This window comes from Microbacterium sp. SL62 (genome assembly GCF_026672635.1).
Lineage (GTDB): Bacteria > Actinomycetota > Actinomycetes > Actinomycetales > Microbacteriaceae > Microbacterium > Microbacterium testaceum_A.
Window position 1 is genome coordinate 2,315,323 of sequence record NZ_JAPPRM010000001.1, and the last position, 15,307, is coordinate 2,330,629.

The following is a 15,307-nucleotide window of genomic DNA, read 5'->3' on the forward strand; positions in this document are numbered from 1 at the left end:
CGCGTGCGGGCGCGAACTCTCCCCGGTCTCGCCTCCACCGCGCTCGGCACGGACCCGGGGAGAGAAGACTTCGCTGATGATCCCGGCATCCGCCCGCCTCGTCACTCTCGCCCTTCTGACGGCGACGCTCCTCGTATCGCCGCCCGCCGAAGCGTCCGACGGCGACCCGCTCGGCGACCTCGCCTGGGTGTGGCCCGCGATTCCGGCCCGGGTGGTGCGGCCGTTCGTCGCCCCTGCTCACATGTACGGTCCGGGTCACCGCGGGCTCGATCTCGCGGGAGATTCGGTCCGGTCCCCCGCGGACGGCCGCGTCGCCTTCGTGGGGGCCGTAGCCGGGCGCGACATCGTGACCATCGACCACGGCGACGGCCTCGTGACGACGCTGGAACCCGTGGTCACCGACCTGGATGTAGGTGCGGTCGTCGCGCGCGCGTCACCGGTGGGGCGGGTGGCCGCCGGTGGGCACGCCGGCCCCGCGACCGTCCACTTCGGGGTGCGGTGGAACGGTGAGTACGTGAATCCGCTGCGCCTGCTGGGCGGCGTCCCGCGAGCGGTGCTGCTGCCCTGCTGCGAGAGGTGACCCGGCGGGCCCGCTCATCCGATCCGGTTGCCGCGGCCCTCGACGGTCTGGGTGCCGATGCCGCCCGTGGCGCTCACGACGTTGTCCTGCCCGCGGACCGTGACGGCCGAGATCGCACCGCCCGCCTGGATCGAGGACCGATCGCCGCTCAGGTCGGCGCTGCCGATCGCCCCCGAGGAACGGACCGAGCCGTCATTGCCCTGCAGGATGAGCGCATCGATCGACCCGGCGTCGATGCGGGCGCGGTCGCCGGAGATGCGGAGGGTACCGATCGAGGCCCCCGAGGCGTCGACGGTGAGGGCCGACCCCGAGACGGTGAGCTCGGCGCACGCTCCGACGATGCGGACGCTCTGCTCGGCCCCCGAGACGGTCTGGCTTCCCCCGTCGCCGCACGAGACGGCGTCGGTGCCGGACCCTGCGGCGGGAGTCGACGGGCCCGTCGACGAGACCGGCGCGGGAGACGTCGTGACGACGGAGGGCGAGGGCACGGCGACCGTGGGCGGAGGGCTCGAGGCGACGAGCCCGGGAGGAAGACGGGTTTCGACCGGCTCCGGGGCGAGGCTGCACCCGCTGAGCACCCCGACGAGCGCGACGACGCCGATCGCGGCGGGCACCAGGCGGCGGGGGATCACGGTTCCACGCTAGGGGGTCCGGCACGCGTGCGCACGCATACGGGACACTTCACGGGCCGCCCGGCGAGAACCCGACGGCGAGGTGAGCCGCGCGGCCTGCCGGAGCGCTGGCCGAGGACGGGCTCCTCGGCACGAGGCGCTGCGCCACCCGGGTCGCCCGCGCCGACCCCTCAAGCGCGCGGGTGCGCGAGTCGGTAGGCCTCGCGGAGGCGCTCGGCGGAGACATGGGTGTAAATCTGCGTGGTGCCCAGACTCGCGTGGCCGAGGATCTCTTGCACGGAGCGCAGATCGGCGCCCCCGTCGAGCAGATGGGTCGCGGCCGAGTGCCGCAGAGCGTGCGGCCCGAGCACGTCCGCTCCCACACTCGGCGCCACGGTTCTCGACACGAGGGCGTGCACGGCCCTCGGCCCGAGACGCGAGCCCTTCGCCCCCAGGAACACGGCGCGCTCGTGCGGGCGCGTCGCAGCCCCGGCTTCGCGGGCGGGAATGCGGGAGCCGCTCCCCCTTGCGTCGTGGCGCGACCCGGATGCGAGAGATGCGGATGCCTCGACCCGGCGTGCCTGCAGGACGGGACGGGCCCGCACCAGGTAGGCCTGCAGCGCGCGAGCGGCGGGGATTCCGAACGGCACGACGCGGTCCTTGCCGCCCTTGCCGCGCAGGAACAGGGTGCGTCGATCGTGATCGATGTCGTCGAGGTCGAGACCGCACACCTCGGAGACCCGCGCGCCCGATCCGTAGAGCACCTCCAGGAGGGCGTGGTCTCGGAGCGCCACGGCATCGCCACTCGCCGCGCGCTCGGCCGCCGCGGTCAGGACGTCGTCGAGCGCGTCGGTGGTCGCGACGGCGGGGAGGGTGCGCCCGCGCTTCGGAGACACCAGCCTCCGCGCGGGGTCCACCCCGACCAGCTCTTCCTCGACGGCCCAGGCGAACAGCCCCCGTACCGTCGACGCGCGACGCGCGGCGGTCGCCTTGGACTGCCCCGACTTGGCCGACTGCCACTGCCATTCGCGCAGATCCTCCACGCCGACCTCGCCCAGGGGGCGATCGCCGACCCACAGGATCAGGTCCGCGAGATCCGCGCGGTAGGCCCGCCCCGTCGCCGGAGAGAGTCGGCGCACGTCGGACAGGTGGGAGAGATATCCCGCGACGGCCTCCGACAACTGCATCCCCCCAGAGTGCCCGCAGGCCGGCCGCGCGTGCGCGACGACGCGCGCCGAACGGCGTTTCCCTCATCGCGGAGATCGCCCGTCCCCCCGACCGGCGGACGTCCACAGCCCCTCGCTGTCGCGGACGACCCTCCCCTCGAGCTCCGCGAAGCCGAGGAGCACCCCGGCCTCCTCGCTCGACATCCCGCTTCGGCGGGCGACCTCCCGCGTCGACCGACCGGAGCGCGCCGAGAGGGCGTCGAGCAGTCGGGTGGTGTCGTCGGTGCGATCGGTGGCGCCGTGCTCGCCGGGTCCTCCCGCGCCGACCATCTCGAGCACGTCGGCAGCGCCCGTCACGCAGACTCCGCCGTACTCGCGGAGGATACGGTGGCACCCCGCCGACGCCGCGCTGGTGACGGGACCGGGCACCGCGCCGAGGGCGCGGCCGAGGCTCGCGGCGTGCGCGGCGGTGTTGAGCGAGCCGCTGCGCCACCCCGCCTCGACGACCACGACGGCGTCCGCGACTGCGGCGATCAACCGGTTGCGAGCGAGGAAGCGCCACTTGGTGGGCGTCGTCCCGCAGGGCGTCTCGCTCCAGACCGCGCCGGCTCCCGCGATCCGGGCAAGGAGACCTTCGTGACCGCGCGGGTACGCCCGATCGACGCCGCCGGCGAGGAACGCGACCGTCGGTCCGCCCGTCGACAGCGCCGCCCGATGAGCGGCCCCGTCGATCCCGTACGCCGCCCCCGAGACGACGATCACCCCGGCCGCCGTCAGGTCGGCGGCGAGATCCGCCGCGACCCCCTCCCCGTACGCCGTCGAAGCTCGCGCGCCCACGAGGGCGACCGTGGGGGAATCGTCCTCGATGGCGGCTCCGCGGCGCCAGAGGACGACCGGCGCGTGCTCCCCCAGATCGTCGAGGCGGGCGGGCCACGAGGCGTCTCCCGGAACGACGAGCGAGGTTCCCGACCGCCGCGCGGCGTCGAGCGCTGCCGCGATCGCGTCGGGATGGAGCCGGGGCAGCCACCGGGCGCGCGCCGCCCCGAGATCCTCACGCCCCGCGGACGTGGCCACGCTCAGGGCCCGAACCGGTCCGTGTTCCGCGATGAGTTTCCCGGCGACCCCGTCTCCGGGCTCGGTCAGCACACTCCACACCGCCCGCGCGAACGCCTCCACGGCACCCCCATGGTCATCGTCGTCCCGCAGGCCCCGGAGGGCGCGTGCGGCCTCGATCTCGTCGACCTCGTAGGGCGTCATGCGCCCGCACCTCTGCGCAGGTAGAGGGCGCGGCCCACATCGTCGGACCGGAGCTGTTCGTGTCCGGCGATGTCGGCGACCGTCCACGCCACACGGAGCAGGCGGTCGTATCCGCGCAAGGTCACTGCGCCGCGGCGAAGGGCGGTGTCGAGCGGACGCAGGACCTCGGGCGACGGGGCGGCCGGGCCGCGCAACCACGTGCCCGGCACATCGGCGTTGCGTCTCCAGGGCGTCTGGGCCCACCGTCGAGCGGCGTGCGCACGAGCGGCGGCGACGATCTCGCGCGCGCGTTCCGAGGACACCGTCCGGGAACTGCACTCGTGCCGGGCGGTGGACACGCGCTGCAGCCGCAGGTCGATGTCGATCCGATCGAGAAGCGGGCCCGAGAGGCGCCGCGTGTAGCGGCGTATCGCCTGCGGAGCGCACTCGCACGATCCACCCGGGACGCCGTATTGGCCGCACGGGCAGGGGTTCGTGGCCACCACGAGCTGGAATCGCGCGGGGTACGTCGCCGAGACCCCGGAGCGGTGCACCTGGATCACGCCGTTCTCGAGGGGCTGACGAAGGGCGTCGAGAACGGATGCCGGGAACTCGCCGCCCTCGTCGAGGAACAGCACTCCCTCGCTCGCGCGGGCGATGGCACCCGGACGCACCACGCCGGAGCCTCCCCCGATCAGCGCCGCGGCGGTCGCCCCGTGGTGGGGGCTCTCGAACGGGGGCGTGCGCGACAACCGAGTCACCGCCTCGCCGGACAGGGAGCGCACCGACGCGACCGAGAGGGCCGCCTCGTCATCGAGGGGCGGCAGGATGCCGGGGAGCCGGCGCGCCAGCATCGTCTTGCCCGCGCCCGGCGGGCCGCTCATGAGCAGGTGGTGCCCGCCCGCCGCGGCGACGACGAGGGCGTCCACGGCGTCCCCCTGCCCCACGACATCGGCGAGGTCGAGCTGCTCCTCGTCGTCTGCACGGGTGGCGGGCGCCTCGACCGGCTCGAGGTCGGGCGCGTCGCTCGTACCGCCGTGCCACCTCACCACGTCGGCGAGGCACGTGGCGGCGAATACCTCGATCCCCTCGATGAGTCCCGCCTCCGCGGCATTGGCCGCCGGGACCACCACGCGCCGATGACCGGCGCGCTGCGCTGCCACGACCGCCGGCAGGACCCCGGGAACGGGTCGGAGTCGTCCGTCGAGTCCCAGTTCGCCGATGTGCACGGTCCGCGCGACGCGGGCGGCATCCATCCGCACCGACGTCGCGAGGGCGGCCACGGCGATCGCCACGTCGAACCCCGATCCGCGCTTCGGCAGGCTCGCGGGCGACAGGTTGACGGTGATCCGACGCTTGGGCAGGTCGAGGCCGCGGTTGGTGCATGCGCCCCGCACGCGCCGACCGGCTTCGCCCAGGGCCTTGTCGGCGAGACCGATGATCGAGAACTCCGGGGTCTGAGACGACACGTCGGCCTCAACCTCGACGAGATCGCCGTGCAGCCCCGACAACGCCACGGCCCAGGTCCGCGCGAGGGTCACAAGGCGTCCTCGAGGTGCTCGAGGCGCGCCCGCGCGGGATCGGGACCGACGAGGCCGATCGCGTCGACCCGGAGGCGTCGCCCCCTCGCCTCTTCGGGATGGGCCGCCAACCACGCCATGGCGAGGCGCCAGAGCCGCTGCGCCTTCCGGGCGTCGATGGCCTCGAAGGGGTGGCCGTAGTCCTCGGTGCGTCGGGTCTTCACCTCGACCACGACGAGAGTGTCGTCGCGCGCGGCGACGATGTCGATCTCGCCCTGATCGCACCGCCAGTTGCGCGTGAGAATGCGGTAGCCGTCGTCCCTCAGGTACGCGACGGCGCGATCTTCGCCTGCTCTGCCGAGCTCGTCTTTCGCTGCCATGCCCGAGAGCGTGGCATCCACCCTCCCCCTCGCGCGGAGCGGAGGGACCTATCGGTGGACAACCCGCGGGAAGATCCGACTGGGGAGGGACCTCAGTTGTCGAGCGAGAGCTCGTCGGGCAACTGGAAGTCGTGGCGCGAGAGCTCCTCGACGTTGACGTCCTTGAAGGTGAGCACGCGCACGGATTTCACGAAGCGGTCGGCGCGGTAGATGTCCCACACCCACACGTCGGTCATCGAGATCTCGAAGTAGAAGTCGTGCTCGGTGTCGCGCCGCACGACGTTCACGTCGTTCGCGAGATAGAACCGGCGCTCGGTCTCGATCACGTAGGTGAACTGGCGCACGACATCGCGGTACTCGCGGTACAGGGCCAGCTCGAGCTCGCGGTCGTAGTCCTCGAAGACGTCGTCATCCATGGTTTCTCCATCCTAGGCGCGCGCCGTCGCCCCGGCCGCACGGTGCAGCCGCCCGGGCGCGTTCGGGCGCCGTGTCCGCAGCGGGGTCAGAAGAGCGTCGGGGCCGCGGCGATGGCCCACGAGTGCCGGTGGTGCACGCTCATTCCGTGCGCGGTGATCGCCTCGCGGTGATCGAGGCTCGCGTAGCCCTTGTTGCGCGCCCACCCGTAGGCGGGGTGATCGTCGTGCAGTCCCGTCATGAGGGTGTCGCGGGCGACCTTGGCGATGACGGATGCCGCGGCCGCACTCGCGCAGTCACGGTCGGCCTTGATGATGGGACGCACCGCCAGCCCCGTCTCCCCCGCCGGCGTGATGTAGTCGTGGTTGCCGTCGAGGATGACGAGGGCCTCTTCGGGCACGACGCCGTGCGCGCGCAGATCCGCGATCGCGCGGACGGCCGCGAGACCCAGAGCCCGGATGATGCCGATCTCATCGACCTCGACCGAGCTCGCCCACCCGACGGCGCTGTGCTGGACGAACGCGGCCGCCCGGGCGGCCACCTCGGGCCGTCGCGCCTCGGGAACGAGCTTGGAGTCGCGCAGGCCGGCGGGAACCCGCTTGCGCGAACGCGCCGGGTCGATGACCGCGGCGCCGACCGCCACCGGCCCCGCGAGGGCCCCGCGCCCGACCTCGTCGCACGCGATGACGATCGCATGATCCTTCAGCAGACGGCGCTCGAGGGTGAGGGTGGGTTCGATCACTGCGCTCCCGGCGCGGGGACCCCCGCGAACACCTCGTGGTGGAAGTCGATCAGACCGAAGCGCGTGAACGGCCACGTGATGAGGAACGCGCGTCCCACGACGTTGTCGACGGGGACGAAGCCCTGCCCGGGCTGGTCCTGGTTGAAACGCGAGTCGCGCGAGCTGTTGCGGTTGTCGCCGAGGACCCAGAGCGAGCCGTCGGGAACCGTGATGTCGTAGGGAACGGGCTCGGGCGCAGTCGCCCCCGGAGCGAGCCGCACGTACGATTCATCGAGCGGGACGCCGTTGACCGTCGTCTGCCCCAGGGCGTTGCAGCAGACGACGTGGTCGCCCGCCGTGCCGATCACGCGCTTGATGAGGTGATCGTCGCTGTCGGGAGCCGACAGCCCGAAGAGCGACAGCACCCAGTCGGCGGCCTCGACCACCGGGGACCGCTGCTCGGTGGGGCTCGGCGGCAGCCATCCACCGGGGTCGCGGAACACGACCACGTCACCCCGCGAGTACTGACCGAACTTCGGGGTCAGCTCGTCCACGAGGATGCGGTCCTTGATCAGCAGCGTGTTCTCCATCGACGCCGACGGGATGTAGAACGAGCGGACGACGAAGGTCTTGACGAGGAACGACACCACGAGCGCGATCAGCACGATCACGAGCAGGTCGCGGAAGAACGCCCCCCATCCGCGTCGACGCCGTCCGGCGGAGCGGGATGCCACGGCATCCGGGGTCGAGGCGGTCTGGTCGCTCATGTGTTCCTTCACCGGGTTCGACGCACACCGAGCGAACCGCAGGAACCAGGGTCGCACATCGAGGAGCCGCCCCGTGACCGACGACGCCGTGAGAACGCCGAACGCCCCGCGGGTGAAACCCACGGGGCGTTCGAGAGAGCGGACTCAGCGGTCGCGCTTCTCCTTGATCTTGGCCTTCTTGCCACGCAGGCTGCGCAGGTAGTACAGCTTGGCGCGACGCACGTCACCGCGGGTGACGACCTCGATGTGGTCGATCACGGGGCTGTGGACGGGGAACGTGCGCTCCACGCCGACCTGGAAGCTGACCTTGCGGACGCAGAAGGTCTCGCGCACGCCGTCGCCCGAGCGGCCAATGACGACGCCCTGGAACACCTGGATGCGCGAGCGGTTGCCTTCGGTGATGTTGACGTGCACCTTGACGGTGTCGCCGGGGCCGAAGACGGGGATGTCGGAGCGGAGCGAAGCCGCGTCGACGGAGTCGAGGATCTGCATGATCATCACTTCCTGCGACCGCCACAGGTCGATCGCACGATAAGAGGGAAAAAGGTGAGGCGTGCCCGAAGCCGCCGAAGCAGCTGACTCCCCTGAGGCAGAGCCGGTCAGGGCACAAGCCTTCATTCTGCCACGCGCAGGCCGACCCGCCAAAACGGTGCGCTCCGCCGCGGGCACGCGACGACGTCAGTCGGGGCGCCGCGTCTCCGGAACGACGATGACCTCGGCATCCCGTGTCTGTTCGCGACTCTCGCGCGGCGGCGGGATGTACGCGGTCCCGTCGGTCGTGTGCAGCACCGCCACCGCGCCGCGCGCCTCGTTCCAGAGCTGCGCGAGAGACGACCAGAACAACACCAGCGCTCCCGCGATCGACAGCACGAGCAGCGGGAAGAAGACCCGGGAGTCGAAGAATCCGAGGGCGACGATCACGACCTGCCAGATGCCCAGGCCCGCCAGATCCCGCCACGACACCGCGCGGTTCTCGCGCACACTCCCCCGCGCTCGCACCATGAGGGTCAGGACGAGCTGCGAGATGAAGACGGCCGGAACCGCGACGAAGAGCCAGAGCAGGCCCCACGCGCTGCCTCCCGAGAAGACGATCCACCCGACGAACAGCCACAGCGGCAGAACGAACGCGGCCGGGAACAGCCAGTGGAGGAACATCCGTCGCAACGCCATGACCAGAGACTAGGGCTCGCGCATGTGCTTCGCCTCTGAGAAGGCTATGGCGCACGCGCATCGGGCGGCGGCGCCGCGGATCGGAGACAATGGAGGTTCGACGCGAGAGGAACCACCCATGATCGAACTGCGCACCCCGGCCGAGATCGACGCGATGCGCCCCGCCGGACGCTTCGTCGCGGAGGTGCTGGCCACGCTGCGCGCCGAGACCAAGGTGGGGACCAACCTGCTGCAGTTGGACCGTCGCGCGCACGACATGATCCGCTCGGCCGGCGCGGAGTCGTGCTACATCGATTACCACCCGTCCTTCGGCGCGAGCCCCTTCGGCAAGGTCCTCTGCACGTCGATCAACGACGCCGTGCTGCACGGACTCCCCCACGACTACGTGCTGCGTGACGGCGACCTCGTCTCGCTCGACTTCGCCGCGTCCGTGGACGGCTGGGTCGCCGACTCCGCCGTCTCCTTCGTCGTGGGCACCGCTCGCGACGAGGACCTCGCCCTCATCGACACCTCGCAGCGCGCGCTGGCCGCCGCGATCGAGGCCGCGAGCGTGGGCCGCAAGATCGGCGACATCTCCGCCGCGATCGCCGCCGTCGCCCACGCCGAGGGCCTGAGCATCAACACCGACTTCGGCGGCCACGGCGTCGGCCGCACCATGCACGGCGACCCGCACGTCGCCAACGACGGCAAGGCCGGCCGCGGCTACCCGCTCCGCGACGGCCTCGTGCTCGCGCTCGAGCCGTGGTTCCTGCAGACCACCGACGAGCTGATCACCGACCCCGACGGATGGACCCTGCGCAGCGCCGATGGATCGCGCGGAGCGCACTCCGAGCACACCGTGGCGATCACCGCCGACGGTCCCATCGTCCTGACCGATCGCTCGTTCCTGGGCGTCGACTGACGGATGATCCCGGATGCCGCGGCCCGAGGTCGCGGCATCCTCCCGGCAGCGACGGAAGAGCTCTGCCGCGTCAGTCAGCGAGCAGGTCGGGCCGCCGCTCGCGCGTGCGCTCGATCTGCTGCGCGCGACGCCAGGTCGCCACGGCGCCGTGGTTGCCGCTCAGGAGCACGGGCGGCACCTCTCGCTCGCGCCACACGGCCGGCTTGGTGAACGAGGGGTATTCGAGCAGGCCGTCCTCGTGCGACTCCTCGACAAGGCTCTCGGGGTTGCCGACGACGCCGGGGATCAGTCGTCCGATCGCCTCGACCATCGCCATGACGGCGACCTCTCCCCCGTTGAGCACGTAGTCGCCCAAAGAGATCAGGCGCACGTCGCCCCGCTCGGCGGCGTAGTCGAAGACGCGCTCGTCGATGCCCTCGTACCGGCCGCAGCCGAAGACGAGGTGCGGGGCGGTGGAGAGCTCTCGCGCCGTCGCCTGCGTGAACCGCTCGCCCGCGGGCGAGGGGAAGATGATGACCGGGCGCGCTTCGGCGTCGCTCGTCACGTCGTCGAGCGCTTCACCCCAGGGCTCAGGCTTCATGACCATGCCGGCGCCGCCGCCGTACGGGGTGTCGTCGACGGTGCGGTGACGGTCGTGCGTGTAGTCCCGCAGATCGCGGATGCGGACGTCGAGCAGACCGCTCTGCCGGGCTTTGCCGAGCAGCGACACCTCGAGAGCATCGAAGATCGTCGGGAAGATCGAGACGATGTCGATGCGCACGTCAGTCCTCGGAGGTGTCGGGCGTCTCGCCGTCGAATTTGTCGGACGCCGAGACGGGTTCGGGCTCGTCGTCGGCGTCGGCCGGGAGCTCTTCGAAGAGCCCCGCGGGCGGAGTGACGACGACGCGGCCACCCGCGATGTCGACCTCGGGGACGATGGCGCCCACGAAAGGAACGAGGACCTCGCGGTCTTCGCCGGCCATGCGGACGATCAAGAGGTCCTGCGCCGGGAAGTGGTCGACGCGGGCGACGCGGCCGATGACGGCGCCGTCGCGCACGACGTCGAGACCGACGAGCTGGTGGTCGTACCAGGCGTCGTCTTCGGCGGGAGCGGCTTCGGCATCCTGGTCGATCCACAGAATGGCCTTGACGAGCTCTTCGGCCGCGTTGCGGTCGTCGACGCCCTCGAAGAAGGCGACCGGGTGCGAGTTCATCCACCGGAATTCACGGACCGTCAGCTCGCGTCCGTGCCACGGCGAGGACTCCGGAACCTGCAGGGTGAAGGTGCTCCCCGGTGTGAAGCGCCCGTCGGGATCGTCGGTGTACAGCTCGAGCTTGAACGCACCCTTCAGGCCGTGGGCCTTGACGAGTCGTCCGACGCGGAGCTGGGTCTTGGCGGGCTGCGCGCCCGCGGTGTCGCCGTTCGCCATCAGTCGTCGGCGACGTCGACGCGCACGCGACGTCCGTCGGCGAGAGCCGACACGACCGTGCGCAGTGCCTTGGCGGTGCGTCCGCCGCGCCCGATCACGCGACCCCGGTCATCGGGGTGCACGCGAACCTCCAGCACGTCGCCGCGAGGCGAAGAGCTGGAACGGATGGTCACGGCATCGGGGTGATCGACGATCCCCTTGACGACGTGTTCGAGCGCGGCAGACAGCACGGGAATTACTCGGCCGAGGTCTCGGCGGCGTCCTCAGCGGGCGCCTCGGCGGGAGCTTCGGCCTTCTTCTCGGCCTTGGGCTTGACGACCGACTTCTTCGAGGCGTCGGCCTCGAACGCGGCCTTGGGCTCGCGGACCTTGACGGTCGAGACGGCGTTCTTGTCGCCCTTGAACTTGCCCCAGTCGCCCGTGAGCTTGAGGATGGCGGCGACCTGCTCGGTGGGCTGCGCGCCCACGGAGAGCCAGTACTGCGCGCGCTCGGAGTCGACCTCGATGAACGAGGGCTCCTCGGTCGGGTGGTACTTGCCGATCTCCTCGATGACACGACCATCGCGCTTGGTGCGCGAGTCGGCGACGACGATGCGGTAGTAGGGCGCGCGGATCTTTCCGAGGCGCTTGAGACGGATCTTGACAGCCACGATGACTCCAAATGATGAAAACGAACGAACCGAACGCCTGGAGAGTGGGGTGCACACCCGGCGGAAGCTCAAAAGGGTGGACCGATACTGGATAGAGGGTCGAGTAGCGGGTCCAGCCCTCTATTCTGCCAGATCCCCGGGCCTCGCGGTGACACGCGACGCGCCGCGACACACGGCGTCTCGAAGGGTAGCGGAGGATCCCCGCATCCGACCCCCGTGTCAGACTGAGCCGCATGAGGCTGCCGTTCGCTGCATCGACGCGTTCGTCCGTGGGTCTGGAATGGGAGCTCATGCTCGCGGACCGCGAGACGGGCGATCTGGTCCCCCGCGCGCCCGAGATCCTCGACCAGCTCGAAGACAAGACCGCGCTCGAGCGGTTCACGGTCACCGGTGAGCTGCTCACGAACACCGTCGAGGTGACCAGCGGCGTCGGGCACACCGTCGCCGAGGCCGTGGACGACATCGCCGACGCCATCTGCGCCCTGCGCGACGAGACCGAGCCGCGCGGGGTCGAGATCCTGTGCGCCGGCAGTCACCCCTTCGCGCAGTGGTTCGACCAGGAGGTCACCGACAAGACGCGCTACCACTCGCTCATCGAGCGCACCCAGTGGTGGGGGCGCAACATGATGATCTGGGGCATCCACGTGCACGTCGGCGTGGACGACGTCGAGAAGGTCATTCCGATCGTCAACGCACTGAACGTCTACCTCCCCCATCTGCAGGCGCTGTCGGCATCCAGCCCCTTCTGGGCGGGCGAGCGCACTGGATACGCATCGAATCGCGCTCTCGTCTTCCAGCAGCTCCCCACGGCGGGCCTGCCCTGGCAGCTCGACTCGTGGGGCAATTTCGAGAGCTACCTCGACGACATGGTCCGTACCGGAGTGATGGCGGATGCCAGCGAGGTGCGCTGGGACATCCGTCCGGCGCCCAAGTGGGGCACGATCGAGATCCGCGCCTGCGACGGCATGTCGACCCTGCCCGAGCTGGTCGCGGTCGCCTCGCTCGCGCAGACGCTCGTCGAGCACTTCTCGCGGCTGCTCGACGAGGGGGGTGAACTTCCCGGCATCCCGCCCTGGTACGCCCGCGAGAACAAGTGGCGCGCGGCCCGCTACGGTCTCGACGCGCGCGTGATCGTCGACCGCGAGGGGACGCAGCGCCCCGTGGTCGAGCACCTGCGCGAGACGATGGAGGAGCTCGCCGACATCGCCCTCGAGCTGAAGTGCGCGAAGGAGTTCGCGAGCCTCGAGACGATCCTCGCCACGGGCGGCAGCTCGGCGCGGCAGATCGCGGTCGCCGACGCGGCCGACGGCGATCTGCGCGAGGTGGTGCAGCACCTCATCCGCGAGTTCCGCGGGGGCCCGACCCTGCGCGAGCACCTCGCGGCCCTGCGCGTCTAGAGGTGAACCTCCGCGCTCGTTCATAGGTGCGCGAACCTAGGATCGCGTCATGACCTTCGGACGCCGCGCCACCGTGGCTTCGCTGACCGCCCTCTCCGCAGGCGTGGTCGCGATGCTCGCCGGCTGCGCCGCCGACTCCGCCGACCCCGCTGCCCTGCCCACCTTCGCCGCCCCCGCGCTCGAGGCGAGCCCGTCGCCGTCGTCGACGCCGACGGGGCCCCTGCGGGTGGTCACCCTGGGAGACTCCCTCATGTCGGGCTTCGGCCTGGAACCGCAGCAGGCGTGGCCGACACTCCTCTCCGCACGCGCCCACGTGTCGCTGACGAACCTCGCCTGCCCGGGCATGGGCTTCGTGGCGCAGGGCGACTGCGGAACCGCCTACGCCGGCCTGGTTCCCGCTGTCGCCGCTCTGCAGCCGCAGCTGCTCGTCGTCGAGTCCTCCAGCAACGACTTCTGGGAGGACGAGGACGAGATCCGCACCGACACCGCCGACACGGTCGACCAGCTGCACGGGGCCGCTCCCGATGCCCGCATCATTGGCCTGAGCACGATCTGGAACGACGACGCCGACGTCCCCACCGACACGAAGGTGACCTCCGACGCGCTCAAGGACGCCGTCGAGAAGGTCGGGGGAACCTTCATCGACGTCGGGCAGCCCCTCGCGGGCCACCCGGAGTGGATGCAGGAGGACGACGTCCACCCCACCCCGCGCGGTCAGCGCGCGATCGAGCAAACGGTCATGTCCGCCCTGCAGGACGCCGACGTCCTGCCCTGAGGCGGACGCCGGGGTCTCCCCCGGGCGATGGCGTCAGCCGCGTCCGAGCATCTTCTGCAGCTCGGCGAGATCGGCCTCGCTCGGCGCCGCCTGCCCGCTCAGGCCGAAGCCCGAGCCGGTAGCCGGTGCGGATGCCGTGATACCGGCGTTCTCGGCCGCGCGCTTGGCGGGGTTGCCCGAACGCGAACCCTTCGCCTTCTGCTGCTTGCCGCGCTTGGACGACGCGCCGGGCTTGCCGCCGACAGGTCCCATGCCGGGGATGTTGGGCACCCCGCCGCGCGCGACGGTCTTCATCATCTTGGCGGCCTGGTCGAATCGCTGGACGAGCTGATTGACGTCGGTGACCGTCATGCCCGAACCGCGGGCGATGCGCAAGCGGCGCGAGCCGTTGAGCATCTTGGGGTTGCGTCGTTCGGCGACAGTCATCGAGCGGATGATCGCCTCGGTGCGGTCGATCTCGCGCTCGTCGAAGTTCTCGAGCTGTTGCTTCATGTTTCCCATGCCCGGGAGCATCCCGAGCATCTTCTTCATGGAGCCCATCTTCTTCATCTGCTGCATCTGCTCGAGGAAGTCCTCGAGCGTGAAGGTCTCGGTCGCGAGCTTCTCGGCGACCTTCATCGCCTCGGCCTCGTCGAAGGCCGACTGCGCCTGCTCGATCAGGGTGAGGATGTCACCGAGGTCGAGGATGCGGGATGCCATGCGGTCGGGGTAGAAGGGCTCGACGTCGTCGAGACCCTCACCGGTCGAGGCGAAGATGATGGGGCGACCCGTGACCGAGGCGACCGACAGCGCGGCGCCACCGCGGGCGTCGCCGTCGAGCTTCGACAGCACGACGCCGGTGAAGTCGACGCCGTCCTGGAACGCCTTCGCGGTGTTCACCGCGTCCTGACCGATCATCGCGTCGATGACGAAGAGCACCTCGTCGGGCTCGGTGGCCTTTCGGATGTCGGACGCCTGCTTCATCAGCTCGGCGTCGACTCCCAGGCGACCGGCGGTGTCGATGATGACGATGTCGTGCTGCTGACGCGTGGCGTACGCGACGCCGTCGCGGGCGACCTTGACCGGGTCGCCGACGCCGTTGCCGGGCTCGGGAGCGTAGATCGCGGCTCCGGCGCGCTCGGCGACGACCTGCAGCTGGTTGACGGCGTTCGGACGCTGGAGGTCGCACGCGACGAGGAGCGGGGTGTGGCCGTCCTTCTCGAGCATCTTGGCGAGCTTGCCGGCGAAGGTCGTCTTACCGGATCCCTGGAGGCCGGCGAGCATGATGACCGTCGGCGGGTTCTTGGCGAACTGCAGGCGACGCTGCTGGCCGCCCAGGATGCCGATGAGCTCGTCGTTGACGATCTGCACGACCTGCTGCGCGGGGTTCAGCGCCCGGTTGACCTCGTCGCCCAGGGCGCGCTCGCGCACCGCGGCGGTGAACTCCTTGACAACGGGCAGCGCGACGTCCGCGTCGAGGAGGGCCCGGCGGATCTCGCGCACCGTCCCGTCGACGTCGGCGGGCGTGAGCTGGCCCTTCTTCCGGAGATTGCGGAAGGTCTCTGTGAGCCGGTCGGAGAGGGTGCCGAAAGTCGCCATGATGTGACGAGTTTACGCGGGGCGCGCCGCGTT

Annotated in this window: 19 protein-coding genes; 4 read left to right on the plus strand and 15 right to left on the minus strand. The window is 70.9% G+C overall.

Annotated features, from left to right (window positions below):
* The first annotated feature begins 76 nt into the window (after window positions 1-76).
* Window positions 77-580 carry a murein hydrolase activator EnvC family protein gene (locus OVA26_RS11095; protein WP_268104109.1) on the plus strand — a complete coding sequence of 168 codons (504 nt, stop codon included), beginning with the start codon at window positions 77-79 and terminating at the stop codon, window positions 578-580.
* A 14-nt stretch (window positions 581-594) separates the two neighbouring features.
* Here the strand turns inward: OVA26_RS11095 and OVA26_RS11100 are convergent, their stop codons facing one another.
* From OVA26_RS11100 to OVA26_RS11145, 10 genes are all read right to left on the minus strand, one after another.
* Window positions 595-1,212 carry a hypothetical protein gene (locus OVA26_RS11100; protein WP_268104110.1) on the minus strand — a complete coding sequence of 206 codons (618 nt, stop codon included), beginning with the start codon at window positions 1,210-1,212 and terminating at the stop codon, window positions 595-597.
* A gap of 170 nt (window positions 1,213-1,382) precedes the next feature.
* Window positions 1,383-2,378: a tyrosine recombinase XerC gene (locus tag OVA26_RS11105; protein ID WP_268104111.1), complete on the minus strand. Its 996-nt coding sequence runs from the start codon at window positions 2,376-2,378 to the stop codon at window positions 1,383-1,385.
* 63 nt (window positions 2,379-2,441) lie between these two features.
* On the minus strand, window positions 2,442-3,614 hold the full coding sequence (gene dprA / locus OVA26_RS11110; RefSeq protein WP_268104112.1) for a DNA-processing protein DprA: 1,173 nt from the start codon (window positions 3,612-3,614) through the stop codon (window positions 2,442-2,444).
* The gene (locus tag OVA26_RS11115; protein WP_074695095.1) at window positions 3,611-5,134 is read right to left on the minus strand and encodes a YifB family Mg chelatase-like AAA ATPase; all 1,524 of its coding nucleotides are present in this window, start codon (window positions 5,132-5,134) and stop codon (window positions 3,611-3,613) included. The genes dprA and OVA26_RS11115 overlap by 4 nt, the downstream gene beginning before the upstream one ends.
* Window positions 5,131-5,493: a YraN family protein gene (locus OVA26_RS11120; protein WP_056232302.1), complete on the minus strand. Its 363-nt coding sequence runs from the start codon at window positions 5,491-5,493 to the stop codon at window positions 5,131-5,133. The genes OVA26_RS11115 and OVA26_RS11120 overlap by 4 nt, the downstream gene beginning before the upstream one ends.
* A gap of 92 nt (window positions 5,494-5,585) precedes the next feature.
* Window positions 5,586-5,909: a DUF2469 family protein gene (locus OVA26_RS11125; RefSeq protein WP_055836674.1), complete on the minus strand. Its 324-nt coding sequence runs from the start codon at window positions 5,907-5,909 to the stop codon at window positions 5,586-5,588.
* Window positions 5,910-5,995: 86 nt separating this feature from the next.
* The gene (locus OVA26_RS11130) at window positions 5,996-6,649 is read right to left on the minus strand and encodes a ribonuclease HII (protein ID WP_268104113.1); all 654 of its coding nucleotides are present in this window, start codon (window positions 6,647-6,649) and stop codon (window positions 5,996-5,998) included.
* Complete coding sequence (lepB, locus tag OVA26_RS11135; RefSeq protein ID WP_268104114.1) at window positions 6,646-7,395, minus strand: signal peptidase I; 750 nt, start codon at window positions 7,393-7,395, stop codon at window positions 6,646-6,648. Before lepB ends, OVA26_RS11130 begins: the two co-directional genes overlap by 4 nt.
* A 144-nt stretch (window positions 7,396-7,539) precedes the next feature.
* On the minus strand, window positions 7,540-7,887 hold the full coding sequence (gene rplS / locus OVA26_RS11140; protein ID WP_056232294.1) for a 50S ribosomal protein L19: 348 nt from the start codon (window positions 7,885-7,887) through the stop codon (window positions 7,540-7,542).
* A 186-nt stretch (window positions 7,888-8,073) separates the two neighbouring features.
* Entirely contained in the window at window positions 8,074-8,565 is a 492-nt protein-coding gene (locus OVA26_RS11145) for an MFS transporter permease (RefSeq protein WP_268104115.1), read from the minus strand.
* A gap of 118 nt (window positions 8,566-8,683) precedes the next feature.
* Here OVA26_RS11145 and map point away from each other — a divergent pair, with 118 nt between their 5' ends.
* Window positions 8,684-9,466, plus strand: coding sequence for a type I methionyl aminopeptidase (map, locus tag OVA26_RS11150; RefSeq protein WP_074695098.1), 783 nt, complete (start codon window positions 8,684-8,686; stop codon window positions 9,464-9,466).
* A 70-nt stretch (window positions 9,467-9,536) separates the two neighbouring features.
* On the opposite strand, the gene trmD is transcribed toward map, so the two are convergent.
* The 4 genes from trmD to rpsP are packed head-to-tail and all read right to left on the minus strand — an operon-like array spanning window position 9,537 to window position 11,524.
* Window positions 9,537-10,226, minus strand: a complete 690-nt coding sequence (gene trmD / locus OVA26_RS11155; RefSeq protein ID WP_056230897.1) for a tRNA (guanosine(37)-N1)-methyltransferase TrmD — start codon at window positions 10,224-10,226, stop codon at window positions 9,537-9,539.
* A 1-nt stretch (window position 10,227) separates the two neighbouring features.
* Window positions 10,228-10,875 (minus strand): ribosome maturation factor RimM, encoded by a 648-nt coding sequence (rimM, locus tag OVA26_RS11160; protein WP_268104116.1) that lies wholly within the window; start codon window positions 10,873-10,875, stop codon window positions 10,228-10,230.
* Window positions 10,875-11,105, minus strand: coding sequence for an RNA-binding protein (locus OVA26_RS11165; protein ID WP_056230892.1), 231 nt, complete (start codon window positions 11,103-11,105; stop codon window positions 10,875-10,877). The genes rimM and OVA26_RS11165 overlap by 1 nt, the downstream gene beginning before the upstream one ends.
* 5 nt (window positions 11,106-11,110) lie before the next feature.
* Window positions 11,111-11,524, minus strand: coding sequence for a 30S ribosomal protein S16 (gene rpsP / locus OVA26_RS11170; RefSeq protein WP_056230889.1), 414 nt, complete (start codon window positions 11,522-11,524; stop codon window positions 11,111-11,113).
* A 233-nt stretch (window positions 11,525-11,757) separates the two neighbouring features.
* Here rpsP and OVA26_RS11175 point away from each other — a divergent pair, with 233 nt between their 5' ends.
* Both OVA26_RS11175 and OVA26_RS11180 read left to right on the plus strand, forming a co-directional pair.
* Window positions 11,758-12,921, plus strand: a complete 1,164-nt coding sequence (locus OVA26_RS11175) for a glutamate--cysteine ligase (RefSeq protein ID WP_268104117.1) — start codon at window positions 11,758-11,760, stop codon at window positions 12,919-12,921.
* Between the two features lie 49 nt (window positions 12,922-12,970).
* Window positions 12,971-13,696, plus strand: a complete 726-nt coding sequence (locus OVA26_RS11180; RefSeq protein WP_268104118.1) for an SGNH/GDSL hydrolase family protein — start codon at window positions 12,971-12,973, stop codon at window positions 13,694-13,696.
* Window positions 13,697-13,729: 33 nt separating this feature from the next.
* On the opposite strand, the gene ffh is transcribed toward OVA26_RS11180, so the two are convergent.
* Window positions 13,730-15,274: a signal recognition particle protein gene (gene ffh, locus OVA26_RS11185; protein WP_268104119.1), complete on the minus strand. Its 1,545-nt coding sequence runs from the start codon at window positions 15,272-15,274 to the stop codon at window positions 13,730-13,732.
* Window positions 15,275-15,307: the final 33 nt, after the last annotated feature.